Below are 26,845 nucleotides of genomic sequence, written 5' to 3'. Positions count from 1 at the left end.
CATTGCTAACCACAGCAATATCTCTCGAATATGCCTCGAATAAGACTAGGCTAAGTCCCGAAAAAAACATCCATAAGTATGCTGTTTAACCAGACAGTTTGGTCAGAAAAAAAGCCTGAATTGGAAAAAACAGGCTTTTGACTAACAAAAATATAAAAGAATGTGATTATTGGGCAGTATCTTGAACTGTAGTATCGACTTGGGTTGAATCCAAGTTAATCACTTCGGCATCCGGAGCGTTGATATTATAGCGTTCTGCATCTCCACCTTGTTCAGGATTTGGAAGTGCTTCAGTTTCTGTTTCTGTATTTTCGCTATTATTACAGCTGCTAATAGTAAAGAATCCCATGGCAAATATCCCTATTACTAATTTTAACTTATTCATATGCTTGTCATGTTGATTTGTTAATAAAACCATCGAAAAGAAGAAATGTTTTAATGACGATAAAAAAAAACCTGACCTTCAGGTAGAAAGCCAGGTATCATTCAGGTTATTTTTAGTTAATAAGGATCAAAGTTTTTCTCCATGCTGGGAGATGTCAAGACCAACTTCCTCATCAGCATCCGAAACACGGAGTGGAGTAATCAGGTCGGTAAGTTTTAATAAGATAAAGGCCATGATGATGATAAATATCGCGGAAAGGATCAGTCCTATGATATGCGCTGAAAAAAGTTTCCATTCCCCATAGAATAGTCCATTGTCAGGAATAGCTGGATTAATGGCATTAGTAGCGAATACACCGGTCAGGATCATACCCACCATACCACCTACCCCATGGCTCGGGAAAACATCCAAAGTATCATCGATTCTTGATCTTGTTCTCCAAGCAATTACTACCCTACTGATCACTGCGGCTACAGCGCCGATGACCAAGGAATGCCCGAAGGTGACAAACCCTGCTGCCGGAGTAATGGCCACCAAACCAACTACTGCGCCAATACAGACCCCCATGGCTGAAGGTTTGATGCCTTTAGCGGCATCAAAAAATATATAGGTCAATGCTGCCGCACCGGAAGCCGTTGAAGTGGTAATCAATGCTGTCGCTGCTAATTCTGATGCTGAAAATGCCGAACCAGCATTGAAACCTATCCAACCAAACCATAATAAACCAGTACCCAATAGCACATAAGTAATACGTGCAGGGCTGTGACTATGCATATCTTTTCCTTTTCTCAAATATATTGCAGAAGCCAAAGCGGTTAATCCAGCCGACATGTGGACCACCGTACCCCCAGCAAAGTCCAAAACACCTAGCTTGAATAGCAAGCCCTCGGGATGCCAAGTGGCATGTGCCAATGGTGCATATATAAACACAAAGAATAAACAAATAAAGAGTACATAAGAAGTAAATCGAATTCGTTCTGCAAAAGCACCTGTAATCAATGCGGGTGTAATAATCGCAAACTTGAGCTGATAGATTGCAAAAAGTGCAAAGGGAATGGTCGGTGCTGCCTCCCAAGGTCCTCGTTCCAATACATTATTGAACATAAAAAATGTGAAAGGATTGCCAATGACCCCTCCTATGGACTCCCCGAAAACCAAACTGAATCCAAAGATTACCCAAATCACGGCAACCACCGCCATGCAAATAAAACTTTGCAACATGGTGGAAATAACGTTCTTTTTCTTGACCATCCCACCATAAAAGTAGGCCAAACCTGGTGTCATGATCAAAACCAAGGCCGTAGAAGTCAACATCCATGCGATATCGGCATAATTATACTCGGAATTGGAATGGATTTGAGGTGATTTTGAAAAAACAAGCGAAATTAATACTAAAATCCCCATAAAAACGAGAGGTACATAAGACTTTCTACCAGATAAAACCATAATGTTTAAATTTTATTCAACAAAAATACATTTTTATTGAATTTATCAAAACATTTTTTGATTTTTTATAGAAATAAATCAATTATTTTATTGATTTATTTAATAAAGCATAAACAAAACACATAAAAATATACGATATTCAATAAAAAATAGATTTTTCATATCAAAAAACCATTCTTTAAGATCATTTTCATTAAACCACATATTAATTAGCAAGATTTATTGATAAAAGAGCAGTCATATCATTGGTTTATGATAAAAACCGAATACTTTTTGTTTTTATCGGGGTCAAAACTCATTATTTTGATTTTGGAACAAACAATTCAACAAAATTTGAGATATTTAATAGAAATAAATGCTGCGACATGGATGATCTGTTCAAAATATATAAAGTAGATAATAAAGAGGCACTATACATACAAGGACAGAGCAATGAGCCCCATAATCATCAATTTGAGGAACTCATCATTGGGATTCGGGGTAAAATCGAGCATTTCATTGATTTCCGAAGTGAAACCTATACCGCCCCTTTTGTTTGTTTTGTAAGTCGCGGTAAAATCCATCGGGTGGCACCTATGCTGGAAAATGGAGAATGTGACTTTTGGGTTTTGCGTTTTAAAAGTGAATTCATTCCAGAAACTACCTTTAATCTATATAGTTATTATCATGATAATGCAAACTTGGCTTTTCAATCAGGACGATGCTTTGATCGCTTGGAGCAGATCTGTAAAATGATATATGATGAGATGCAACAAGAAAAACCTGAACTGGCAATAGTGAGGGAATTGCTGAACAGCCTCTTTACGATGATCGAAGCCGAAAGAAAAAAGCAGCAACCCGACCACTTGAATCTTTATAAAAACCAAGATATCACCTTTAAGAATTTCTTAAATATCCTTGAGGAGAATTTTCGTAGGCCTGAAGGTGTAAATTATTATGCTGAAAAATTATTCATGAGTCCGCGGAACTTAAATAGCATCACTCAGAATATCCTGCAGCAAAGTGTTTCTGAAATCATCGAAACCCGGAAACTGATTGAAGCCAAAAACCTATTGATCAGCAGCAACAAGACCATCTCGGAAATAGGATTTGAATTGGGTTATTCTGATAAGGCCTATTTCACCAGCGTTTTTAAGAAGAAATCGGGTCAGACCCCTTCAGAGTTTAGGGAGGAAATGAACCGCTTGATTTCCTAATTCTTATACTTTTCTTCCAAATTCTCATACCTCTCGATACCATATCCTTGCGATATTTGTAAATACATTGGAAAGGAATTTATAATGGAAGATATGACAAGAAAACAATTTCTAGCTGCAGCTGCAACCTTGCCACTGGCTGGCGCCGCAGTCAAATTGAAAAGTCTCAATAAATTTATAGATGGGCTAAACAGCAGCAGCAATATGCCGGTGTTGTTTCTAGGCCATGGCAGTCCAATGAACGCCATTGAAGACAATGAGTTTGTTCAAGGATTTAAAAATATAGGTAAGGAAATAGAAAAACCAACCGCTATCCTAGTGATATCGGCGCATTGGGAAACACGGGGCACTTATGTAACTGCGATGGAGATGCCAAGTACCATCCATGATTTCGGTGGATTTCCACAAGCGCTGTTCGATGTACAGTATCCTGCCCCCGGTTCGCCGGAACTGGCGGAAGCGGTAAAAGAAATCGTTGTGAGCAAGGACGTGCATTTGGATGATAAATGGGGCTTAGATCATGGATCTTGGTCGGTGGTAAAACATCTGTACCCCAATGCGGATGTTCCTATTATACAAATGAGCATTGACTATAGTATGCCTGCCTCCCATCACTATGCATTAGCTAAGGAACTAGCAGCCCTAAGAAAGAAAGGTGTACTGATCATTGGTTCAGGAAACAATGTGCATAATCTGAGGATGGTTTCTTGGAAGCACTTAAACACGGTAGGATATGCTTTTGACTGGGCACAGGAAGCCAATGAAAAGATGAAGGAGTACATATTGGACGGCAATCACCAACCGCTGATAGACTTTGACAAACAAGGTCCAGCCTTTCAGATGGCGATCCCTACGCCTGAGCATTATCTGCCGATGATTTATGCGCTGGCCTTACAGGAAAAGAATGAAGACTTACAGATATTCAATGATGCCGCAGTGGCTGGCGCATTGACCATGACATCCTTTAAAATAGGTTAAGGCCTGATAATTAGAAGGTTAATTGTTAAGAAGCTATCGAAAATTCGATAGCTTCTTTTTTTATCCCCTATCCCAGCCATTCACCGAAATTGTTTTTTTATGAGTTTTTTTCACCGAATAATCTTCACGTTTTACCGAGTTTTCTTAAGAGCTTGCCTATTCTCCCTGTTAGTGTCTTGGTATTCCATATACCTTTGAATCAAACAATTACAAACACAAAAACTAATAAATTAAAAATTCAAAATCATGAAAACGCTAATCTCACTAATCGCAGCAACAGTATTTACACTTGTCAGTTCATTTGTATTTGCTAACAGTAAACCAGAACCCGTAAAGTTCTTAAAGGTAGAATCTATTATCGATCACTACATCGATGCAACCAATAATGGCGAAGTCGCTTTGGTAGACCATTTGTTCACTGAAAACTTCAAATATGCAACTCCAAATAATGGTAAGAGTGAACTTGTTGGAAGAAGCACTTTGGTCAATCACTTGAAAAAGCAAAAAGGAGTAAAATTGGCAGCGGAATCATCTTACACATTCGTTGAGAAAAACGATGATTGCAGCATTGTAAGAGTCGCTACAAGCTTTGAGCATTTCACAAGATATGATTATGTAACCCTATGCAACAGCAAAGACGGATGGAAAATAAGCAATGTAACCGTAACATACCCAGTAAAATAAGTCCCTCTTCGTTTATAAGTAGATTCTTTCCCAAAAGGTGTAACTGAACGTTATACCTTTTTTTTTGTTTATTTTCAGGAGATTGAGGGATTATGCATAGCTCTATCTATACCATAAATTTGTAATCAAACAATATTTCCGTATTTTCAGAAACTTAAACCCTATTTTGAAATGAAAAACACTATACTTTCTCTGGCTGCAGTAAGCCTATTATTTTGCAGCACGAGCCAGGCACAGCAAAACCCCGTTTTCAAAGGTTGGTATGCTGATCCCGAAGGGATAATCTACAATAACGAATATTGGATATTCCCAACTTATTCTGCCCCATATGAAGAACAGATCAAGTTTGATGCCTTCTCTTCAAAAGACTTTGTGAATTGGAAAAAGCATCCTAATATATTGGATAATACCGAGGTAAAATGGGCCAATAAAGCAATGTGGGCACCTTCTGTCATTCAAAAAGATGGCAAGTACTACTTTTTCTTTGGTGCCAATGATGTGCATGAAGGTGAGATCGGCGGGATCGGTGTGGCAGTAGCAGACAAGCCCGAAGGTCCCTACAAGGATTTGATTGGTAAACCATTGATCAATGATATTGTCCATGGTGCACAACCCATAGATCAATTTGTATTTAGGGATAAAGATGGGCAACACTATATGTTTTATGGTGGTTGGGGACATTGTAATGTCGTGAAATTGAGCGATGATTTCAAGAGCTTGGTTCCATTTGAGGATGGAACCATCTATAAGGAGGTGACTCCAGAAAACTATACTGAAGGTCCTTTTATGTTTATTAAGGACAACAAATATTATTTCATGTGGTCTGAAGGTGGATGGACAGGTCCTGATTATAAAGTAGCTTATGCTATATCGGATACTCCGTTTGGTCCTTTTGAAAGAATTGGAACGGTGTTGCAACCAGATCCTAAGATTGCTTACGGTGCTGGTCACCATTCGGTGATCAAAATCCCTAACGAGGACAAATATTACATGGTATACCACCGTCGTCCATTGGATAAAAAGGGCGCAAATGAACGTGAAACCTGTATCGATGAGATGAAATTTGATAAAGATGGTAAGATCCTACCTGTACAGATGACTTTTGAAGGCGTGAAACATGTCTTGAAATAAGATATTCCAGCAAAAAGAAAAGCCATTCCCACTCAAAGGAATGGCTTTTCTTTTATTAACCCTATCTTAGTAGCCTCAAAGCATTTAACATGAAATTCGGAAAAGTAGACGATCCAAGTCAAATTGATTTTTCTTTGCCAGCGACTCCCATTGAGACTATCGAATTGTTGAACAGGTATCAAAATAATGATGATTTTGATATGTATGTTGGCTACCCGAAATGGTCAAAGGCGGACCTGAAAGGTTTTTATCCGCGCGGAACGAAGGATGAATTGAAAATATATTCCCAAAATTTCAATGCCTTAGAGTTTAATGGAACTTTTTATAGATCGCCAAGCAAAGAGCAGGTATTGATCTGGAAAAACAGAACTGCTGAAGATTTCAAATTCTGCCCAAAATTCACCAATAGCATCAGCCATTATTCCCGATTGAACAATACGGATGAAAAAGTTGCCGCTTTTGTAGATTCCACGGTGCTGTTTGAAGAAAAGTTGGGTACGGCATTTTTGCAAATGCCGGAAAACTTCAAGCCAAAGGCATTCGATAGATTAGAGGGTTTTCTGAAGCGATTCCCAAAAGGTTATCCCCTAGCCTTTGAAGTTCGACATGAGGAATGGTTCAATGATGAAGAGGTTTTAGAGAAATACTTGAAATTGTTGACCGAGACCAAGACCAGCAACATTATTGTGGATACACCGGGCCGAAGGGATATGCTGAACTTTAGGTTGACTACGCCAGTGGCCTTTATCCGTTTTGTTTCCTCCAATGAAATCCTAGACAAGGAAAGGCTTTCCAATTGGGTATTGAAATTAAAGGAATGGAAAGATGCCGGTCTAAAACAGGCCTACTTCTTTATCCATCAGAAAATAGATCCGGAAACCTCTTTCCTATCGACCGACTTCGCAGAAGAACTGAACAAAAAATTAAATTGCAAGATACCAGTAGCAAAAAAGACGCTCTAAAAGCGTCTTTATGTTTTTTCTATTGTTGATAGACTAAAGCCCCGGATACATTCCAAAAGCTAAAGCTATCACCTTCACGAGGTCCTTGTGGAATCTGAACGCGAACGGTATGTTTTCCTGCTTTCAAATCTCCTAAATCTATGAACACAGGGTTTGTAACTGTCCCGGGACACCAATTTGATCGGCTCAAGTCGGAAGAAGAAAGTCCATCTTCGAAATTCCCACTAACGGGATTGTAGAGTCGGTAGCTTCCACAATCCAACCTCCATGGCGTAAATTGCGCCTTTAAATCTCCGTCCATAAAAATCTTATTCGGTTTAGGAACGAACTCATCGCCATTCCCCCAACCACCATGTCCGGTAGTAATATATCTGAGTTTGGCGTCTTTGATATCTTCTGCTAATTCAAATGTCAATTCTAATCCCTTTTCATCGGCGAACATAGTTGGATAGATTTGTCCCCCCATTTCCATGATGTTGGTCGTATTGAATAAAGGCATAATCTTCATGCCATTGGCGTAATTCGAGCCTCCCGGATGGATGGTTAGTTCTAAACTTACCTTGTGGCCGCCTTTATCATAATTTCCGATATAGGTTCCAATATATACCTCTTTGCCAGCAAGGACAGAAAGAAATTCGGATACATCTTGGCGATATATCACGCTGTCTTGCCAAGTTTTGCCTTTTAAAGTCAGACGATCATTAAAATGTGAAACTCCAAAAGGGGTAAAAAATCGCATTAGTTCAAATACCGGTGAGAATTCGGAGGTCCTGACCATTCCGGGATAAATAACTCCAGCCGAATCAATGATCTTTGGAAGTGTTTCCATTCCGTTTTTCATGCCATCCAGAAAGCTGGTTTTTTGATCCTCAGCAATCAAGAAAACAGAACCCGTTCTGTCATAAGCATCACCATTCGACTTTTCAATCAATTGGATAAAAGCTTGGCTATGCTCATCAACCTGAGGAACCCGCACTTTTTTAAGGATTACCGTTCCTTCGGCAAACCTCATAATAGAATCGGATTTGATTCCGGGTTGAAAACAAATCTGTTCATCTTGGAAGATCGGAATATGGACAAAGCGGCTTTTCCAAAGCTCATCCTTATAGGTTAATTCATCTAGCAATTCGGATTTTTCAATCACTGGCAGCTCTTTCGGCCAAGATTTCAGCTTTTCAATAGATGCAGCTACAAGCCCTGAATTGTCATTTCTCCTATACTTTAGAACCAATCCTAAACCTTGCCCCAAGTCATTTGGAGCCGCATTTATAGCAAGGTCAGAACTATATAATAGTTCAATCTTATTGGAATTGACAGAAGTGATTGCCTTTTTTGTCTTATGTTTTAAGATTTCGTTTCCTGCACCTTGTTCTTCATAAGTATATTTGCTCAATGTGCTGCTATCTACCGTACTGATCTTCTTTGAAGCAGATAAATAAGCGATTCGATATACCTTCTTATTGCTGTAATCAAAGCTGGAAACTTCGGCAGGGTATCGGGCTGATCCCGAGACGAGACTTTCCTTTGTAACGAATGATTTGCCTTTAGTAGCAAAAACCACCACGGGATCTTGCTTCATCATCGCTCCATCTCGGAAATAATGGTAGGTAATTTTATAGGTTTCTTGACCAAAGACCAAATGGGCCATGATCATAAGCATAGTTAGTACGAATCCTCTTTTCATTTCTTTTATTTAAAAAACCTCAATGGTTGTTCCGTTTTCCATAGGGTGTGAGGTACAGATCAGGCATCTACCATTATCTACCTCCCTATCGGTCAAAACCTCATTGTAATCCATCCTGACTGCGCCCTTGGTTACTTGGGAAATACAGGTGCTGCACATACCCGATTTGCAGGAATATGGCAATTTGATTTTATGCTCTAATCCGATATCCAGGATCGTTTTATCGTAAGGGATGGTCATGGGATAATCTTTGCCCTGGAATTTCAGGACAATATCGTAACTGGTCATATCCACCGGTTCTTCTTCCTTCTCGTCTTCGTCTTCCTCTTCTTCAGGGAAATGGAAAGTTTCTCGTTTGATATCGGCCTCTGGGACTCCCATTCCTAAGAGGGTAAATCGAACCAAGTCCATATAGAACAAAGGACCACAGGTATAAAAAATAGCATCCTGCTCATCATTTAAATGCTCACGGACAAGATTCAGGATATAATCCCTATTCAATCTTGCGGTTAATAGGTTCTTGCTGTTGGACCAAATAAATTCTATATGCAATCTTTCTGGATAGGCTGCCTGCCATTCCAAAAGCTCATCATAAAAGATCGTTTGCTCCTTGGAGCTATTGCTGTAGACCAAGACTACCTTTGTATCGGTTTCAGCAACCAATGCAGTCTTCAAAATAGAAAACAAAGGTGTAACGCCCACGCCGGCACCAAATAGAAAGATGGTATTGTTGTTAGTCTCGGAAGGGATATACGTGAATAGGCCTTGAGGGTCCATCACCTGGATTTCATCCCCTACCTGCGTCTTATGATGAAGTAATCTCGAAATCTCGCCATTGTCCACGCGCTTAACGGTAATCTCATAAGGTTCATCAACCGCTGGACTGCTGGAAAAAGAATACGAGCGTCTGACTTCCCGATCGCCAAATGCAAAAGCCAAGGTTAAAAATTGTCCCGCCTTGTATGGGGGATAATCCCCGGAAATATCTTCAAATCGTATGGATATATTGTGATTGGGTTGTTGAATGATCTCTGAAATCCTGAATGTAAACATGATGCTAAAGATAATAGCTTACATTAGAATTTTCAAATAGAAATACTCAATAGGACATCAATAAAACATAAGTAGGCAATTCTGGATAAAATTTTGAAAGGAGGAACTGTTGTTTAAGATTGCTAGGTTCATTCAGGATTTGATGGCATAAAAAAAGAGGTTTAACCAAATGGTTAAACCTCTTGAATTATTTTGGTTGAAGCTTTAGATTAAAGCTTACGTTTTACTTCTACTTGTTCGAATGCTTCTACAATATCTTTTTCTTGGATATCGTTGAATCTTTCGATGCTCAAACCACATTCATAACCTTGTGCAACTTCTTTCACGTCGTCTTTGAAACGTTTCAATGAAGCTAATTTACCAGTATGGATAACTACACCATCCCTGATTATGCGCACATCGTTATTTCTGTTGATCTTACCATCAAGAACCATACATCCTGCGATTGAACCCACTTTGGAGATTTTGAACACCTCACGGATTTCAACCTCAGCAACGATTTTCTCTTCAAGTTTCGGTGCCAACATACCTTCCATCGCTGATTTGATCTCTTCGATCGCATCATAGATGATCGAGTAAAGGCGGATATCAATCTGTTCGTTCTCAGCAAGCTTACGCGCATTTTGAGTAGGACGAACTTGGAAACCGATGATGATCGCATCTGATGCAGAAGCTAATAATACGTCTGATTCAGAGATAGCACCAACTGATTTGTGGATGATATTAACTTGGATCTCATCCGTAGACAGTTTCAATAATGAATCGGATAATGCTTCGATTGAACCATCCACATCACCTTTAACAATGATGTTAAGTTCTTTAAAGTTACCGATTGCAAGCCGTCTACCGATTTCGTCAAGGGTAATGTGCTTAGTAGCACGCATACCTTGCTCACGTTGTAATTGAAGACGTTTGTTAGCTACCTGACGAGCTTCAGATTCACTTTCCATTACGTAAAGTTTATCACCCGCTGTAGGAGCTCCCGACATACCTAGAATCTGTACTGGCATAGATGGTCCTGCTTCCTTCACGCGTTCTCCGCGTTCATTTGTCAAGGCCTTAACTTTACCAGAATAAGATCCCGCTAAGATTGGATCACCGATTTTCAATGTTCCTCCCTGTACAAGTACAGTCGTTACAATACCTCTACCTTTATCTAAAGCAGCTTCGATAACTGAACCTACAGCACGTTTTTTAGGGTCTGCAGTCAGTTCAAGTAATTCTGCTTCTAATAATACTTTCTCTAATAATAATTCAACATTCTCACCTGTCTTAGCTGAAATCTCTTGCGCTTGGTATTTACCGCCCCAATCTTCAACTAAAATGTTCATGATCGATAATTGCTCACGGATCTTATCGGCATTTGCTCCAGGTTTATCCACCTTAGTGAAGGCGAATACGATTGGAACGTTTGCAGCCATCGCGTGGTTGATTGCTTCTTTAGTTTGAGGCATCACCGCGTCATCCGCTGCAATCACGATAATAACGATATCCGTTACTTGCGCACCACGAGCACGCATCGCCGTAAAGGCTTCGTGACCTGGTGTATCTAAGAATGTGATTTTCTTGCCACCTTCCAATTGTACAGCATAAGCACCAATGTGCTGGGTAATACCACCGGCTTCACCTTTGGTTACATTCGCTTTACGGATGTAGTCAAGTAAGGATGTCTTACCGTGGTCAACGTGTCCCATGACAGTTACAATAGGTGCTCTTGGAACCAAACGAGTTTCATCGTTTACTTCTTCAAGTTCTGTTGTTTCTTCATCCTCAGGTTTGATAAATTCAATTTGGAATCCGAACTCATCAGCTACGATAGCCAATGTTTCAGCGTCCAACCTTTGGTTGATCGACACGAACATACCTAAGCTCATACAAGTACCAATAACTTGAGTAACTGGAACATCCATTAGGTTTGCCAACTCATTTGCTGTAACGAATTCCGTTACGCGCAATACTTTTGACATTGCTGCTTCTTCCATTGCTGCTTCTTCAGCGGAAAGAGCTATATCATCACGTTTTTGACGACGTAATTTCGCGCGTTGTGCAAATTTACCGGATTTACCAGCACCGCTCAAACGAGCCAGTGTTGCTTTGATTTGATCTTGGATTTCCTTTTCAGTAGGTTCTTCCTTCGGTGTATCAGGTTTTCTGTTTCTATCATTACGACCTCTGTTGTTACCATGACGGTCGTTGTTAGGATGATTTCCACGGTTAGGTCTGTTACCACCTTGGAATGGAGGGCGATTTCCGCCATCTTGTCTGTTACCATGCTGTTGTCCATGTCCCTGACCCTGTCCTTGACCAGCTTGACCTTGGTTTTGTCCATGCTGACCTTGGCCTTGATGTCCTTGACCATGTCCAGGAGCACCGTGTCCAGTGTTAGGTTTGTTCGTACGCTTGCGCTTACGCTTGTTGTCATGTTGGTTTCCACCAGCATTGTTTGACGATGAAGCAACAGGTTTGTGTGGTTTAGATACAGGCAACTGGATCTTGCCAACTACTTTAGGACCGCTTAAAGTTTCTGAACGAGCGCGGATTACATCATCGGCAGGTTCAGCTTTAGCAGCAGGTTTTTCTACTTCTTTATTTTTTTTCACCTCTTCAGGTTGTTTTTCTATCTTCTCAGATTTCTGTGGCTGTGCAACCTTCTCAGGCTGTGCTGGCTTTTCTGTTTGAACTGGTGCCTCTGTCTTCACAGGTTGAGCAGGTTTTACGGGTTCTTCAACCACTGGTTTCTTTTCCTCAACTTTAGCAACCTCTTCTTTCTTAGGCTCTACTTCCTGTTTCGCAACTGGAGCTTCTTCTTTCTTCACCTCTACTTTCTTCTCAGGTTCTGCAGGTTTTTCTTCTTTAGGCTCAGGTTTCGCAGCGGGCTTACCACGCTTCAAACTATCTAAGTCTATCTTACCTACAACCTTAAGCGCGGAACCTGAATCTTCTTTCTTTGGATCCTCAGCAGGCTGAGCATTCTCTGTAGAAGCATTTTTAATCAGGATTTCCTTCACATCAGCAGGGCTTTCCTTTTCTTCAGTAGATTCAGGGCTGGAGCTAGCAGTGCCTGTGGCTGGACCTTCTTCACGGCGAATCTTGCCGATAACTATTTGTTTAGCCTCGTCTTTAACAATCTTATCACCCTGAAATTCTTTCAAAAGAACCCCATACATTTCAGGGCTCAACTTCGAACTTGGTTTAGAGTCTACATCAAACCCTTTCTTAACCAAATATTCAACAGCTGTGCCTATCCCAATGTTGAGTTCTTTTGCCGCCTTAAGCAAGTTTATACTTTTACCTTCTGTCATCTACTATTTCCTAAATATAATTTCGTACTACAAAAATATGTTTTTTTACAAGGATTTAACAATTTATTATAAATTGTTAAACCCTCAGATTCGAACTTTTTATTATTCGAATTCCGCTTGTAAAATACGTACGATCTCGCGAATGGTATCTTCTTCTAAATCTGTACGTCTTACAAGTTCTTCTTCGGACAGTGCCAATACAGATCTAGCTGTATCTAAACCAACGCGTTTAAACTCGTCGATAATCCATCCGTCAATTTCATCTGCAAATTCTTCGATGTCCACATCCTCCTCTTCTTCGCCGCTCTCACGGTATACATCGATTTCATAACCAGTTAATTTACCAGCTAATTTAATATTGTGTCCTCCACGGCCAATTGCCAATGAAACCTGATCTGGTTTCAAGTAAACCGCCGCAGTTTTGTTTTCTTCATCAATCTTGATTGAAGTAATACGTGCAGGACTTAATGCACGCGTAATATACAGGGAGTGGTTGGTTGTAAAGTTGATCACGTCGATGTTCTCATTGCGCAACTCACGAACGATACCATGGATACGTGATCCTTTCATACCCACACAAGCACCAACTGGATCGATACGGTCATCATAAGACTCAACAGCTACCTTAGCACGTTCTCCTGGTTCACGAACGATCTTTTTAATTGTGATCAAACCATCAAAGATCTCAGGAACCTCAAGTTCGAATAACCTTTGCAAGAACTCAGGAGCGGTACGAGAGATAATAATCTTAGGATTATTGTTCATCATGTCCACTTTGTCAACAACCGCACGGATGCTATCACCTTTTTTGAAGTAATCCGCTGGGATTTGCTCACTCTTAGGTAGGATCAATTCATTTCCATCTTCATCTAATACCAAGATCTCTTTCTTCCAGATCTGATAAACCTCGCCAATAACCAACTCGCCTTCACGGTCTTTGTATTTCTTGAAGACTTCATCTTTCTCAAGCTCAAGGATTTTAGAAACCAATGTTTGGCGAGCCGCTAAAATTGCACGTCTACCAAAGCTTTCTAAAGTAATTTGCTCAATGTAATCATCCCCAACTTCTAAATCTGGATCATATTTGTGCGCTTCTTCCAATTCGATCTCCAAATCATCATCTTCAGAGAAACCATCTTCCATAACTACACGCGTACGCCAGATCTCCAAGTCACCGTTATCTGGGTTGACAATAACGTCTACATTCTCGTCAGTTCCAAAACGCTTACGGATCATACTGCGGAACACCTCCTCCAAAACGGTAATTACGGTTGGACGGTCGATGTTCTTAAAGTCTTTAAACTCTTGAAACGAGTCAATCAAGTTTATATTAGTACTCATTCTTATTTAAATGAAATTAACACCTTTGTTTCCTTTATTTGTTCTAAGGGAATTTCAGCTTGTTGTAACACGGCTTTCTTTCCTTTTTCTTTTACTTTCTCTTCTATGCTGATCGATCCTTCGTTGATTGCCAGTAGCTGTCCTTCTCGTTTTGTTCCATCCTGCATCTTCACCTGAACATCTCTACCGATATTCTTCTCGTACTGTCTATTCAATAACAAAGGGGAATCAATACCTGGAGAGGAAACCTCCAAACGATAGGCCTTATCAATCACGTTCTCTTCTTCTAAATGGAAACCAACATGGCGACTCACTTGAACACAATCTTCAATTGCAATCCCATTATCACCATCTAAAAGAATCTCTAAAACGCCATTCTTTAAAAACCGAACACTGACAATAAATAGATCCGGTCTGTCGGCAATTTTTTCTTCTACTAACTCGATTACTCGATTTTCAACCTGCATATTTTAAAAAATGAATTAAAAAAGGGGGCATACCATGCCCCCTTCCTTTCAGATAGTACAAAGGTACAAAATGATTTTCTTATTTACAAACCATGAATTTGATGTTAATTTTTATCGACTACAGAATTGATGGTTTTCTGCATTTGCGCCATCATAGAGGACAATGCTTCCAGTGTTGGTTCTGGATTTGGCTCTGGAAGCTCTGTACTCACAAAAGCCTTTGCCTTCCACACTTCTAAGATTTCGTTAGCTGAAACCCAATAAGGTTCATAGGTTTTATTGTCTGACACCAACTTCAGCCCTTTATCTTCTTTAAATTTTTGACCGATCCTTTTATAGACAATCCCTTCATCTGAAGACACGACCACATAGGTCTGTCCAGGTTTGATATCATGCCAATTCTCTACATACTCCGCTATAATCAAAGATCCAGACGCTAAAGGCAACATCGAGTCCCCCTTGATTTCAAAGGCTCTGTAGGTCCCTTGGTTGAACATAGGCAAGGAAAATTTTGGCAACTCACTTACATATTCTGGATCCGCATAGCCATTCAAATAACCCGCACTTGCCTTTACTGGGACCAATTCGATATTCTCCCTATCATTGGAGTCAACAGTTACACTCAGTACCCTTAAATTAGAGGCATTGCTTTTTGGAGTAGGCTTCCATTTATCATCAATTACATCATTGGCCAATTCATCCATACTCAACTCATAGAACTCTGCTATCTTATTTAGCAATTCATACTTAGGCTCCGCCCTATCTTCTTCATAAGCGCCCACTGAAGCACGCTTAATTTCCATTAAATCAGCAAACTGCTGCTGTGTTAATCCTTTTTTCTTGCGAAGATATTTAAGATTTGATGAAATATTAGCCATATATTTTTTATTTATTTTTTTGAAATACTAAATTTATTAGTATTATTGTACCAATAAAATTAGCAAAACGATTGCAAATTACCAAATAATTTAGCTAAAGCAAGAATAAAATGAATAAATACTATACTTATATCGCTACAGATTCTAATCGCAAGTTCTTACAGGCAGGATTTTGCCAAGATTTAAATTCAGTATACCAAGATATGCAGAGCAGCCAAGAGCCTACGCTATTTTCATTTGCCATGTTAAACCGAATCGTCTTAGTTGAAACACACAATAGCTTGTATGAAGCCGACAGAAGGTTAAAGGAATTGAACGCAATGGGTAGAATCGTAAAGGAAAGATTGATCCGCAAGACCAATCCAAATTGGCTTAGCCTATGTCCTAACCTATCAAAATTCAGGACAAACAAAAAAGCCGTTGTTTATGCATAAGCTATAAACAACGGCCTTAACAACCTTTCCCTACACTAATCTCAATATCTCTCGCTCTTTTCTAGATAGTTAGACTACCATCCCGGAGCAAAGTTTAATCCAAAGGTTCCAAATTTCTCCCTAGTTGGATTATTGAGCTGTATAGCATAATATGGCTCTAATATCATCGCCCCAAACAGATTGACACGTAGCGAAACACCCGCACTGAACACAGGCATAGTCACCCTTGGATCATAACTGCTATAGTTCTGTCCATTGACCGATTCATTTACGATATCACTATCGGTTTTCTTCCACTTCACGATACTGTTGTTACTCCAAGCCAAACCTCCATCAATAAAGAAGTTCAGATCCGAAAACAATAATCCCGAAGGAATAACCGCCAGTTTCTCTGGTCCTGTAAATGGCAACCTTACTTCAAAGTTTCCAACAACCATTTTAGATCCTGACAAATCATTGTAACCAATCATACTATTAGGACCAAATGAATTGGACTCAAATCCACGCACCATATACGGGTATCCTATATAAATATTGTAAAGCCTATCAGCATCAGTTCCCATACGCATGTACGAATAGACCCTGGCTGCGATAGTAACTGGTTTAATTCTTTGATACTTTCTCAAATCCACGTTCAAAGCAGTGAAGCTATAGGTACCGAAATATTGTTCTGCTCCTAACCTATATCTGAAACCTTGTAGAGGTGCTGCAATACCAAAGACAGCATTATCACCTACAAAACCTGCATTCACTTGCATCAAATTAAATGGATCCAAATTGGATACCCCTAACGCTTTTGCAGCCTCATCATTAGGAACCCGCTCCCGGTTTCCATAATAGTTATAATAACTTTGGGTAAAGCGGTCAACACGGTAGGAGTTATAAGAAACGGCACCACCTGTCTCAAAGCGATGGTGTCTATTGAACGGATAAGCCACAAATGCATCAGCCTGGCTTTGGAAAGACCTCACCAAATACTGGTCGATTACCGGCTCAACACCATTACCTAAATCCCTTTGATCAAAATTGTAGAACCCAAAACGGTATGGGATATGCGATAATGACCCACCCCAGTTCCAACGGCTTCTTTGGTTGATATAAGCCACCTGACCACCGAAATCATAGATTTCACCATTGATATTCAAGGCAGCAAAGATCTGGTTATAACCCAGAATGTCGGAAAACATCCCTTGGATACCAGAGTTTATTCCGGCTCCATATCTCGAACCCACCGACATCCCTACTCCACTGTTTGCCAAATAATCCAATTTGAATTTTGGTTTATAAGGAATATTTTGGATCTGCGAATCAGAAATCCTTCCGTAGGCATTGAAGTTATAGAGGTTGGTATTCACCACATCTACCCCACGGCTTTGAACTGGCGGCAACATAGCTGCCTCTAAATTCACTACACCTGGATCCACTGATTTCGTTTCAAACTCAGAACTCTTAGCCTTATAGATCGAAAAGGAATTATTCTTGAAATAAGAATAGATAATATCATCATTAGCTGAGACGCTCATCGCTGGAGAATATTCCGTAATACCACTGATCCCAGTAAAGAAATCAGTCATTCTCTCTACATGGCCACCATCGATGACTATACGGTACATATTTCTAAATCCATCACTATTGGACAGGAAATAGATTTCTTTCCCTGATGAAGAGAAGTGAGGATTCAGGTTATTCGCTCCTGGGAACACAGGAATATTTTTTATTTCTTTGGTATTGACATCAACAACCGCTAATCCCATAGGGATATCAACTGATCTGCTGGCTGACTCCAAAGACATCCTATCTGTACTGAACACGATATACTTACCATCCCTTGAAAAACTAGGTTGGAAATCAGAATATTTATCATCAGTTAACTGCTGTAAGTCCTTTGACTCCAAGTCATAGGTATAAATATCACTTCTTCCGTTCTTTAGACCGGAGAATGCCACCAAGCTTCCGTTTGGCGCCCAAGTGATATTAGTAAACTCCGTGATATCACCCATTGCTTGGACCGTCAAGGTCTTACCTGTTCCGATATCTACAATCATGAGCTTATTCTTCCCTTCACTGAAAACTGAAAAAGCGAACTTCTTGCTGTCAGGAGAAAAAGTACCGGCAGACTCTATGAAACTAAATTCATCAATATCTTTATTGGTGAGTCGACTGCCGAGTTTTCTAACAATATTTCCGGTTTCGGCATCCGCCAGAAACAGGTCAATACTGAACATATCCATCTCGGACAAGAAAACCACATATTTACCATCAGGAGAAATAGCCGGCGACACATTCATCCGACCTGCATTTTTAGTAGAAAGCAATAATTTACCAATTGGATTCGAGGTCGTATCCTTACCTATATTTCTATAGGAGTTCTCCATACTGTTCTTCCACAAGGTTGACATGGTCTGTGCATCATATCCAAAGACACGTTTTATCGCATTCTCATATCCATACTTCGCGGTTTCTATAAACAAAGGCATGATTACGGTATCCCCATAAGTTGAACCTAAATACGACCAAAATGCCTGTCCATAGCGATACGGGAAATACTTGCTCGACTGCTCGGTCATCTGCCTCAAACTCGGAAGGTCATTCCTAGCATAAGAATCCCGCATCCACATGGAGGTAAAGGCATCTTTTTTTCCGATGGAAAAATATTCCGCCATACCCTCAACCATCCACAACGGAAGGTTTGCAATGTTTTCCAACCTGGTAGAATCCCCTCCTTCTATCAGCACCCTATATTGAAAGGCATGGACCAGCTCGTGACCCAAAACATGTCTAGTTTGCTGATTGATCTGCATGATCGGCATCACGACACGCTGTTTAAAAGCTTCTGTAACACCGCCCGTCCCAACACTGATCTCACCGGAAATAGCAGTGGTCTGCTGGAATTCAGGATGGTTGTTATAAAGGATAATTGGGTTTTTTCTCGAAAAGGTATCTTGGAATACCTGTTGATGCAATTCATACCACACTTCAGATTCCTTTGCAAGCCAATTCATCATGGAATCATTTTGCAAATAATAATAAATATTGAAATGTGGGGTATCATAAACCTTGAAATCAAGCTTCTTATACCTCATCTTATTCTGCCCAAAATATTGAGCGTTGGCTTCCCCTGGCATCAATGCCATAAATACAGCCAAAACAAGATTAATGCATAATATTCTCGCAAATAGCATGTGGTTAATTTTCATAACTGATTATTAGTCAATAAAAATAATAAAATCAATTCACTTCAATAGATTAATTCGTCTCCTCTTGTTGCTCTTCATTATTATTTTGATTCAATAAATCAGGAAGAACAATGTTAGGAATTTCAGCATCAGGGTTCAGACCCTCTGTACTGCTACTATCTTGACGGACACGCACTCTTGGTCCCGGACAGTTATATTTCTTGGTAATTTCAACAGTTGGTTCCGGAAATTTCCCGAAGGTCACCCCCAATTCGGGATGCTTGTAAAGCTCTTCCATAAATAACGCATAGATCGGCAAAGCTGTTTTAGATCCTTCCCCAGTCGCGGAACTCTTAAAGTGGATACTTTGTTCATCACAACCTACCCAAACGCCAGCTACCAAATCTTTTGTCACTCCCATATACCAACCATCAACATAATCCGAAGAGGTTCCAGTCTTCCCACCGATTTGATTCTCATCCTGAAAAAGATCCCATTCCCACAATGCCTGCGAAGTACCTCCGGATTCTTCGATGGTCCCTCTAAGCATATAACCCATCAACCAAGCATTTTCAGCAGTAATCGCTTCTTTAGTACTGGTTTTGAATTCAGCCAATACCTTTCCGTCTTTATCTTCAATTCTTGAAACAAGTACTGGCTCGGTGCGCTTTCCTTCATTCATGAAAGTGCTATAGCCCCTTACCATTTCAAAAACAGAAACATCATTTGAACCTAAACCAACTGACGGCACAGACTCTAATTTGCTATCAATACCACATTTGTGGGCCATCTCAACGACTTTGTCCCATCCAACCTTTTCCGTGATCTGAGCCGTAACTGTATTTAAAGAACGAGCCATTGCGTGTCTTAGCGACAAGTCACTATGAGAAAATGACCAATCGGCATTTTTTGGCTCCCATATTTCATGCTCACCCTTATTATTTATGAATTCGATTTTCACGGGCTTATCCGTGAATTTATCGCAAGGGGCTAGCCCAGATTCCAAAGCTGCTGCATAAGCAAATGGTTTGAAGGTCGAACCTGCCTGTCTTTTCGCTTGGTTTACATGGTCAAATTTGTAGTAATTATGATTTATACCACCGACCCAGACTTTAATATTCCCGTTATAGGGATCCATGACCATCATACCGGTATTCAACATGGTCAAGTAATGCTTTAAGGAGTCCATGGTCGAATAATCCACCTTTTCCATCCCATCCCAGGTAAAGACTTCCATTGATTTTTTCTTGTTCAATTCCTCAAAGACCTTGGCCTCATCATTGTACTTTTTCATCAATGAAGCATAGATAGGAAGCTTTTTCGCATGATCTTCCAAGAAATTAGGAATAACATTTCCTTCCTTATCTCTCCATGGCAACTCATTCCCCCACACATTATCCAAACGCTGTTGCAATTCTTTCATCTTCGTTGCCACAACTGTTTCAGCTATCTTCTGCATCCTGGAATCAATGGTGGTATAAATCTTCAGACCACTGGTATAGATATCGATCTCATTCTCTTCGCCCCAATCCTCTAACCATTTTTCAACGGCTGTTCTTAGGTATGAATCGTTAGAATTTCGTACTTCTTGATTGTTCAGGTTCAAGCCTAATGAATCTTTACTTAAATTAGCCACCTCATCCTTCTTCAAATAGCCTTCTTTTTCCATTTGGTTCAGAACGACATTTCGGCGTTGCAAAGCATTTTTAGGATTTCGGATTGGATTATAATAGGTAGTCCCTTTCAACATTCCCACCAAAACGGCAGCTTCATTTACAGTGACTTCACTTGGCAGCTTATCAAAATACCGAACCGATGCTGATTTAATTCCGTAGGCATTATTGCTAAATGAAACGGTATTCAGATACATCGTCAAGATTTCTTCCTTACTGTATTTGCTCTCCAATTTGAAGGCGGTCATCCATTCCTTGTACTTTGTTACCAACAAACCAATTCCTGGGATTTTACCAAGCAAACCTTGAGCATCTTTATAACGAGTTCTATATAAATTCTTGGCAAGCTGTTGGGTAATAGTACTTGCACCACGGTCAGAACCACTTAAGGTTGAAAAAACTCCTCCAAACAAACCAATAAAATCCACCCCATGATGTTTTCTAAAACGAACATCTTCAGTAGCGATTAAGGCATTAACGATATTGGGAGAAATACTATCATAAGGAACTGGATCACGGTCTTGCTTATAATAACGACCAATTAAAACAGAGTCCGCTGTAAATAACTCTGAAGAAACATTTAGTTCAGGCAACAATATTTCTTTTTTGGTAGGCGATGATCCGAACAAGCCTAGGAAGTTAATTTGTACCGCGCAAGTAAATAAGATAATAAAGTAAATAACAATCAGTGCGATACGCAAAAATTTGTTCCGGACTCGTTTAAACATACGGTAAATATGAACAAAACTTTGGAAAAAATCATATCAATTTGCCCAAAAATGAAGCTTGAAATGAAAATTAACGAATTTTAACAAATGAGTTTTTTGGTTTTTAACTAGGCTGTTTTTCCGATACTTATAATAGCAAAAACTGTACCTAAACTATCTTTTGTTTACAACATCTTTACCTTATTAAATATAATTCCCTATTTTTACGTGATTTATTATTCGGGGACATGTTAAAGCAAACACTACAACAAAAATTATTACAGAAACTTTCACCGCAACAAATTCAATTCATAAAATTGCTTCAGGTACCTACTGTATCATTAGATGCCCGCATCAAAGAAGAACTTGAAGAGAATCCTGCCTTGGAAGATGGTAGTTTGACCAACATGAACGACCCTGTCGAAGAATACCCAGACAAAGACCCTGATGACGACTTCAACATGGAAGACAATAGCTACGATGATGAATTCAGCGTAGACGAGTACATCCAAGAAGACGATTATAAGGATTATGGTGGTGGTTATGACCATGATGATGAAGATGGTAAAAAAGAAATCCCCATCGCTGTTCAAGACTCCTTCTTCGAAAACCTCCAAAATCAACTGGATTTATTAGCACTTTCTGACAAAGACTATGTTCTAGGCCAACAAATCATCGGCTCTTTAGATGATGATGGCTATTTAAGAAGACCTATCCTCTCCTTGATTGATGATTTAGCCTTTTCGCAAAATGTCATTGTCGAAGAAGATGAGGTTGAAGAGATGCTAAAGATTGTCCAAAGCTTTGATCCTCCGGGGATTGGTGCTAGAAATCTTCAGGAATGCTTGACCATCCAACTACGTAAAAAAGACCAGAGCAATCCTATTATCCAACAGGCTTTGTTAGTCGTTGAAAATTATTTGGACGAGTTCACAAAGAAACATTACGATAAAATCGAAAAGCAATTAGGAGTTAATTCCGAAGAGCTTAGGGAAATTGTAAATGAAATATTAAAGCTGAATCCAAAACCAGGTGATTCAGGTGCTGTCGCAGGTAAACAACTGCAGATTATCCCAGATTTCCATATTTCAAACAACGATGGCGTGCTGCACCTGACCTTAAACGGCAGAAACGCTCCTGAGCTTCGTGTATCCCGCTCCTATCAAGAAATGTTTGAACACTATGAAAAGGCCGAAAAGAACGACAAGAAGATGCGTGAAGCGGTTCAATTTGTTAAACAGAAGCTGGATTCCGCCAAATGGTTTATCGATGCCATCAAACAAAGACAGCAAACCCTATTGAAAACCATGAATGCCATCATGGAATATCAATACGACTATTTCCTAACTGGTGATGACAGGATGTTGAAACCGATGATCTTAAAGGATATTGCCGATAAGATCGAAATGGACATTTCAACAGTCTCCCGTGTTGCCAACTCCAAATATGTTCAGACCGAATTCGGTACATTTTTACTAAAATCTTTCTTCTCTGAAGCTATCCAAACAGAATCAGGCGAAGAAGTCTCTAACAAAGAGGTCAAGAAAATTTTGGAAGAATGTATTGCTAACGAGGATAAGAGAAAACCGCTAGCCGATGAAAAACTAACCGAGATCCTCAAAGAAAAAGGTTATTCCATCGCGCGTAGAACAGTAGCTAAATATCGTGAGGCCATGAACATCCCTGTTGCTCGATTGAGAAAAGAGTTATAATTTTTTTTATTAGATACTTGCATATTAAAATATAATCTACTAAGTTTGTAGAGTATTCAGAATTGCAGATGCAATACCAACCGAGTGACAGACACCGCGGTGGTAAATCGATACGGGCGACAAGCCAAAATAAACGAATATTGCAAGGTCTTTTAAGACTCCTCTGAATGCAATTATGGTTAAACCCTTTAAACATTAATTGTATGTCGAACACAACAAAACCCTTACATCAGCATTTAGTGGAGAAATTCCACCACTATTCCACCAACGAATTAGTCGTATTAAACAATGATTTGGTAAAATCCAATTGGGGAGCCAACAAAACTGCTTTCAGGACGGCTTTGATATCCGCATTATCCAATCGTGGTATCGACCTTTCAGCCATCATCAGCACCGAAGACGGCTTCACCCAAATCCAAAGCGTCCCAGTAAAATTGGCTGAAAATAAATTAATTCCGATTTGCTGAAAATAGATTTGAGATATGAGATGTGAGATGTGAGATGTGAGATAGTAAGGTTATTAACCTAGCACTCATAACTCACATCTCAATACTAATAAATGATATAGCAAAGTTAATATCTCAATACTCATATCTCACATCTCAATACTAATTCATATCTCAAATCTCAATACTCTCTAATACCTACTAATTGCATACAATGCAAAGGTTCCTAGCCAATGGCTTCCCATGTAATCATCTTCAGCGCTTAGATTAGGGATAGAAAAATTAAAATGCGCTATACTATTGCTTTTTAAGTGGCCTAGACTTGGATCTATTTTGCTGATACCTACTAAGCATGCAGCACGGCTATAATTGAGGCCATCCAAATGAACCAATTTGCCATCGCTCCTATCTTTCACAATAGCAGGTTTTAGTTCAAAGGATTGATCAAACAAACCTGGCATAAATCCTTTCAACCACGTTACATATTCATCCTTAGGTATCAATTTACTCATCAAATAGGCCTCCTCTAAGCAAGGAGAAAGAAAATCATAACCACTTGGCTCATACGCAAGATCACAGTTCTTATCATTCTTGAACAAACGCATTGCGTTTTCTTGGATTGACTTTTTAAAAGCTTCATCCCCTACTGCATTGGCGTAATCCAAAGAAAGTGATAAACTAAAAGCAGAATTATCATGTTGTCCAGCACGAATGGGATAAACCAATTTTGGAAGATATTCTATATAGCGTTGTACCAATAGATCCACAAAAGGCTGTAAAGCTACTTTCCATTTTTTGCCATCTTCATCATTCCACCCTGCCAATTCCTCCTGCAACTTAAACAGCCAAGCCCAACCGTAAGTCCTTTCGAAACTTAAATTGTTTTTATCATTGAAAAAGGCTATTTCCGTTTGCACATTTTCAGGCGTGATATGGGCATTTAGGACTTGCCTCATTTTTCCATCTTTATCCAGTTCAGGAAAAGTCTTCAGCAATTTAATTACGGACCAATACCCATGTACAGAAGAATGCCAATCAAAACAGCCATAAAAAACTGGTCTAAGGGCTTTTGGCGACTTAAGATCAGAGTCAGAACCCAATACTTGCCCTAATTTATTAGGATATTCCACTTCAATACAATGGGTTGGCATAGCATAAATTTGCTGCGCTAATTCGAAAGACAATTTCACATCTTCCAATGGCACTTCATCTTGCTTTTTGGGTACATTATTACATGCTTGGAACAAAAGAACTACAAGCAAAAAGATGTTTGAACATATTATTTTCATACTAGTAAAATTGGCAATATATTTGAGTTATAAAAATAACATTTATAAACAATAACAATCTACAATATGAACATTAGTGACTTAATTTCAGGAAGCATTGGTTCACAGGCTACTGAAGGAATATCAGAAAAATTAGGACTTGATAAAAACCAAACCCAATGGGTGGTTTCAGCAGCTATCCCATTGATGATGTCTGCCTTGAATTATAATGCCCAAAAAAGCCCAGAACAGGCTCAAGGCATTCAAAATGCATTGGATAAACACTCTGGTGGAATCTTCGATAACTTAGCTGGCTTATTTAATCAAGGACCTTCAGAGGATGAAGACAAAATTGTAAACCACATCTTTGGTAGAAATACCGAAACGGTAAAACAGTCCCTTTCTGAAAAATCTGGTATTAGTATGGGAAAAATTGGGGGTATTTTAGCCCTATTGGCACCATTGGTAATGGGTTATTTAGGCAAAAAGAAACAAGCTGACGCTGGAACAGGCGGCGGAGGAATTGGCGACCTATTAGGAAGTATCCTAGGAGGAGGCTCTTCTAATGCTTCTGGAGGTGGAATCGGTGACTTGATCGGAAGCGTATTAGGTGGAGGCGGCTCTAGCCCTGCTAGCTCTTCTCAACCTAATATAGCTGGTGGATTAGGCGATCTAGTCGGACAGTTCTTTGATCAAAAGAACGACAACAATGCAAAAGGCAATATCTTAGATAGCCTTGCTGGTATGTTTGGAAAATAATCGAATAAAATACAACCATAAAGGGATTGGTCAGATTGATCAATCCTTTTTCTATTTTATTCCTTCCGATGTTGAAAACGATTATATTTACACATGCAATCTAAAATAAGTTTCAAAAACGATTATAGTGAGGGTGCTCACCCCAATATCTTAAATCTCCTTATCCAAACCAACCTCGATCAAGAAACAGGCTATGGAGAGGATAACCTAAGCATAAAAGCAAAATCTTTCATCAAAAGAAGCATCAATAATCCCGATGCTGAAATCTATTTTGTTTCTGGAGGAACCCAGGCGAATATGCTGGTCATCAGCCATCTCCTTAAACCTTATGAATCAGTTATTGCTGCTGATACCGGACATATCGAGGTGCATGAAACTGGAGCTATTGAAAACACAGGACATAAAATCAATTGTATTCCCAATCAGGATGGTAAAATAGCTGTTAAAGGAATCCAAGCTGCGCTAGATTACCATACCGATAACCACATGGTCAAACCGGCTATGGTTTATATCTCCCAATGCACTGAAATTGGAAGTATCTATAGTAAAGCTGAATTAGAGGAAATTTCCCAATTTTGCAAATCCAATAACTTGTTATTGTTTGTAGACGGAGCTAGGCTGGCTACAGCGTTGACCTCATCCCATGCCGACCTAAACATCGAAGAATTGGCTAATCTTGCCGATGTATTCTACATCGGTGCCACAAAAAATGCCGGCTTATTAGGTGAAGCCATTGTTTTCAAAAACAAGGAACTTGCTCAGGGTTTCGACTATTATATCAAACAAAAAGGGGCATTAATGGCAAAAGGTAGAATCTTAGGGGCTCAATTCTATGCCTTGTTTGAGGACAATCTATTTTTTGACCTAGGAAAACATGCCAATCAAATGGCGGCAAAATTAGCAAATGCTTTCCAATCCAAAGGCTATGAATTCTCTAGTAACCCGGTCAGCAACCAGATCTTCCCGATTCTCCCTTACCCTATTATCAAAGAACTCCATAAAAAATATGAATTCTATGTATGGCAGAAGTTAGATCAAGATAAGGCAATAGTACGCCTTGTGACTTCTTGGGCTACTCCAGAGACAACAATTGATCAGTTTATCGCAGATCTTCCGCAAGCATTTTAGGTTAAATAACCTGAATTCCTTATTTTAGGAAAACA

General features: G+C 39.5%; 21 protein-coding genes and 1 riboswitch. Of the genes, 10 read left to right on the top strand and 11 right to left on the bottom strand.

All coding sequences use genetic code 11. From position 1 onward, the window contains the following. Nucleotides 1-166: 166 nt before the first annotated feature. Nucleotides 167-385: a hypothetical protein gene (locus ACK2WI_RS06835; RefSeq protein ID WP_139185468.1), complete on the bottom strand. Its 219-nt coding sequence runs from the start codon at nucleotides 383-385 to the stop codon at nucleotides 167-169. 126 nt (nucleotides 386-511) lie between these two features. Further along, entirely contained in the window at nucleotides 512-1,831 is a 1,320-nt protein-coding gene (locus ACK2WI_RS06830) for an ammonium transporter (RefSeq protein WP_409150168.1), read from the bottom strand. 365 nt (nucleotides 1,832-2,196) lie between these two features. Here ACK2WI_RS06830 and ACK2WI_RS06825 point away from each other — a divergent pair, with 365 nt between their 5' ends. From ACK2WI_RS06825 to ACK2WI_RS06805, 5 genes are all read left to right on the top strand, one after another. Continuing rightward, entirely contained in the window at nucleotides 2,197-3,027 is an 831-nt protein-coding gene (locus ACK2WI_RS06825) for a helix-turn-helix domain-containing protein (RefSeq protein WP_409150167.1), read from the top strand. 93 nt (nucleotides 3,028-3,120) lie between these two features. After that, a complete protein-coding gene (gene ygiD / locus ACK2WI_RS06820) occupies nucleotides 3,121-4,005 on the top strand; it encodes a 4,5-DOPA dioxygenase extradiol (RefSeq protein ID WP_093098484.1) in 885 nt (294 codons plus the stop codon). A gap of 246 nt (nucleotides 4,006-4,251) precedes the next feature. Further along, complete coding sequence (locus tag ACK2WI_RS06815) at nucleotides 4,252-4,689, top strand: nuclear transport factor 2 family protein (RefSeq protein WP_093097889.1); 438 nt, start codon at nucleotides 4,252-4,254, stop codon at nucleotides 4,687-4,689. 171 nt (nucleotides 4,690-4,860) lie between these two features. Then, complete coding sequence (locus ACK2WI_RS06810) at nucleotides 4,861-5,820, top strand: glycoside hydrolase family 43 protein (protein WP_312697643.1); 960 nt, start codon at nucleotides 4,861-4,863, stop codon at nucleotides 5,818-5,820. Nucleotides 5,821-5,909: 89 nt separating this feature from the next. Continuing rightward, on the top strand, nucleotides 5,910-6,782 hold the full coding sequence (locus ACK2WI_RS06805) for a DUF72 domain-containing protein (protein WP_409150166.1): 873 nt from the start codon (nucleotides 5,910-5,912) through the stop codon (nucleotides 6,780-6,782). 19 nt (nucleotides 6,783-6,801) lie between these two features. Here ACK2WI_RS06805 and ACK2WI_RS06800 read toward each other — a convergent pair whose 3' ends face one another. The 6 genes from ACK2WI_RS06800 to ACK2WI_RS06775 all read right to left on the bottom strand — a co-directional run bounded on the left by ACK2WI_RS06800 (nucleotide 6,802) and on the right by ACK2WI_RS06775 (nucleotide 15,507). After that, the gene (locus tag ACK2WI_RS06800; RefSeq protein WP_409150165.1) at nucleotides 6,802-8,466 is read right to left on the bottom strand and encodes a PNGase F N-terminal domain-containing protein; all 1,665 of its coding nucleotides are present in this window, start codon (nucleotides 8,464-8,466) and stop codon (nucleotides 6,802-6,804) included. A 9-nt stretch (nucleotides 8,467-8,475) separates the two neighbouring features. Beyond that, nucleotides 8,476-9,519, bottom strand: coding sequence for a 2Fe-2S iron-sulfur cluster-binding protein (locus ACK2WI_RS06795; protein WP_409150164.1), 1,044 nt, complete (start codon nucleotides 9,517-9,519; stop codon nucleotides 8,476-8,478). A gap of 209 nt (nucleotides 9,520-9,728) precedes the next feature. Then, nucleotides 9,729-12,821 (bottom strand): translation initiation factor IF-2, encoded by a 3,093-nt coding sequence (gene infB / locus ACK2WI_RS06790; protein WP_313368281.1) that lies wholly within the window; start codon nucleotides 12,819-12,821, stop codon nucleotides 9,729-9,731. Between the two features lie 102 nt (nucleotides 12,822-12,923). Continuing rightward, entirely contained in the window at nucleotides 12,924-14,162 is a 1,239-nt protein-coding gene (gene nusA / locus ACK2WI_RS06785; protein WP_313368282.1) for a transcription termination factor NusA, read from the bottom strand. A 2-nt stretch (nucleotides 14,163-14,164) separates the two neighbouring features. After that, nucleotides 14,165-14,629 (bottom strand): ribosome assembly cofactor RimP, encoded by a 465-nt coding sequence (gene rimP / locus ACK2WI_RS06780; RefSeq protein ID WP_313368283.1) that lies wholly within the window; start codon nucleotides 14,627-14,629, stop codon nucleotides 14,165-14,167. A gap of 104 nt (nucleotides 14,630-14,733) precedes the next feature. Continuing rightward, the gene (locus ACK2WI_RS06775; protein WP_093097901.1) at nucleotides 14,734-15,507 is read right to left on the bottom strand and encodes a LexA family transcriptional regulator; all 774 of its coding nucleotides are present in this window, start codon (nucleotides 15,505-15,507) and stop codon (nucleotides 14,734-14,736) included. A 110-nt stretch (nucleotides 15,508-15,617) separates the two neighbouring features. Here ACK2WI_RS06775 and ACK2WI_RS06770 point away from each other — a divergent pair, with 110 nt between their 5' ends. Continuing rightward, on the top strand, nucleotides 15,618-15,941 hold the full coding sequence (locus ACK2WI_RS06770) for a hypothetical protein (RefSeq protein WP_093097903.1): 324 nt from the start codon (nucleotides 15,618-15,620) through the stop codon (nucleotides 15,939-15,941). Nucleotides 15,942-16,015: 74 nt separating this feature from the next. Here the strand turns inward: ACK2WI_RS06770 and ACK2WI_RS06765 are convergent, their stop codons facing one another. Together ACK2WI_RS06765 and ACK2WI_RS06760 are read right to left on the bottom strand one after the other, a co-directional pair. Next, nucleotides 16,016-19,138, bottom strand: a complete 3,123-nt coding sequence (locus tag ACK2WI_RS06765) for a DPP IV N-terminal domain-containing protein (protein ID WP_236736486.1) — start codon at nucleotides 19,136-19,138, stop codon at nucleotides 16,016-16,018. A 49-nt stretch (nucleotides 19,139-19,187) separates the two neighbouring features. Continuing rightward, nucleotides 19,188-21,518, bottom strand: a complete 2,331-nt coding sequence (locus ACK2WI_RS06760; RefSeq protein WP_409150163.1) for a transglycosylase domain-containing protein — start codon at nucleotides 21,516-21,518, stop codon at nucleotides 19,188-19,190. A 227-nt stretch (nucleotides 21,519-21,745) separates the two neighbouring features. Here ACK2WI_RS06760 and rpoN point away from each other — a divergent pair, with 227 nt between their 5' ends. Together rpoN and ACK2WI_RS06750 are read left to right on the top strand one after the other, a co-directional pair. Then, nucleotides 21,746-23,209, top strand: a complete 1,464-nt coding sequence (gene rpoN / locus ACK2WI_RS06755; RefSeq protein WP_093097908.1) for an RNA polymerase factor sigma-54 — start codon at nucleotides 21,746-21,748, stop codon at nucleotides 23,207-23,209. Nucleotides 23,210-23,256: 47 nt separating this feature from the next. After that, nucleotides 23,257-23,351: riboswitch (SAM-I-IV-variant riboswitch) on the top strand. A gap of 61 nt (nucleotides 23,352-23,412) precedes the next feature. Continuing rightward, a complete protein-coding gene (locus tag ACK2WI_RS06750; protein ID WP_312697651.1) occupies nucleotides 23,413-23,676 on the top strand; it encodes a 5-oxoprolinase in 264 nt (87 codons plus the stop codon). 170 nt (nucleotides 23,677-23,846) lie between these two features. On the opposite strand, the gene ACK2WI_RS06745 is transcribed toward ACK2WI_RS06750, so the two are convergent. Further along, nucleotides 23,847-24,944 (bottom strand): DUF2891 domain-containing protein, encoded by a 1,098-nt coding sequence (locus ACK2WI_RS06745; RefSeq protein WP_409150162.1) that lies wholly within the window; start codon nucleotides 24,942-24,944, stop codon nucleotides 23,847-23,849. 66 nt (nucleotides 24,945-25,010) lie between these two features. Here ACK2WI_RS06745 and ACK2WI_RS06740 point away from each other — a divergent pair, with 66 nt between their 5' ends. Both ACK2WI_RS06740 and ACK2WI_RS06735 read left to right on the top strand, forming a co-directional pair. Beyond that, entirely contained in the window at nucleotides 25,011-25,682 is a 672-nt protein-coding gene (locus ACK2WI_RS06740; RefSeq protein WP_093097912.1) for a DUF937 domain-containing protein, read from the top strand. 93 nt (nucleotides 25,683-25,775) lie between these two features. Then, nucleotides 25,776-26,810: a threonine aldolase family protein gene (locus ACK2WI_RS06735; protein WP_409150161.1), complete on the top strand. Its 1,035-nt coding sequence runs from the start codon at nucleotides 25,776-25,778 to the stop codon at nucleotides 26,808-26,810. The last annotated feature ends 35 nt before the right edge of the window (nucleotides 26,811-26,845 follow it).

Source organism: Sphingobacterium sp. BS-2, assembly GCF_046161205.1.
Lineage (GTDB): Bacteria > Bacteroidota > Bacteroidia > Sphingobacteriales > Sphingobacteriaceae > Sphingobacterium > Sphingobacterium mizutaii.
Note: the sequence above shows the minus strand (reverse complement) of the source record. Positions and strands in the feature narration are given on the sequence as shown.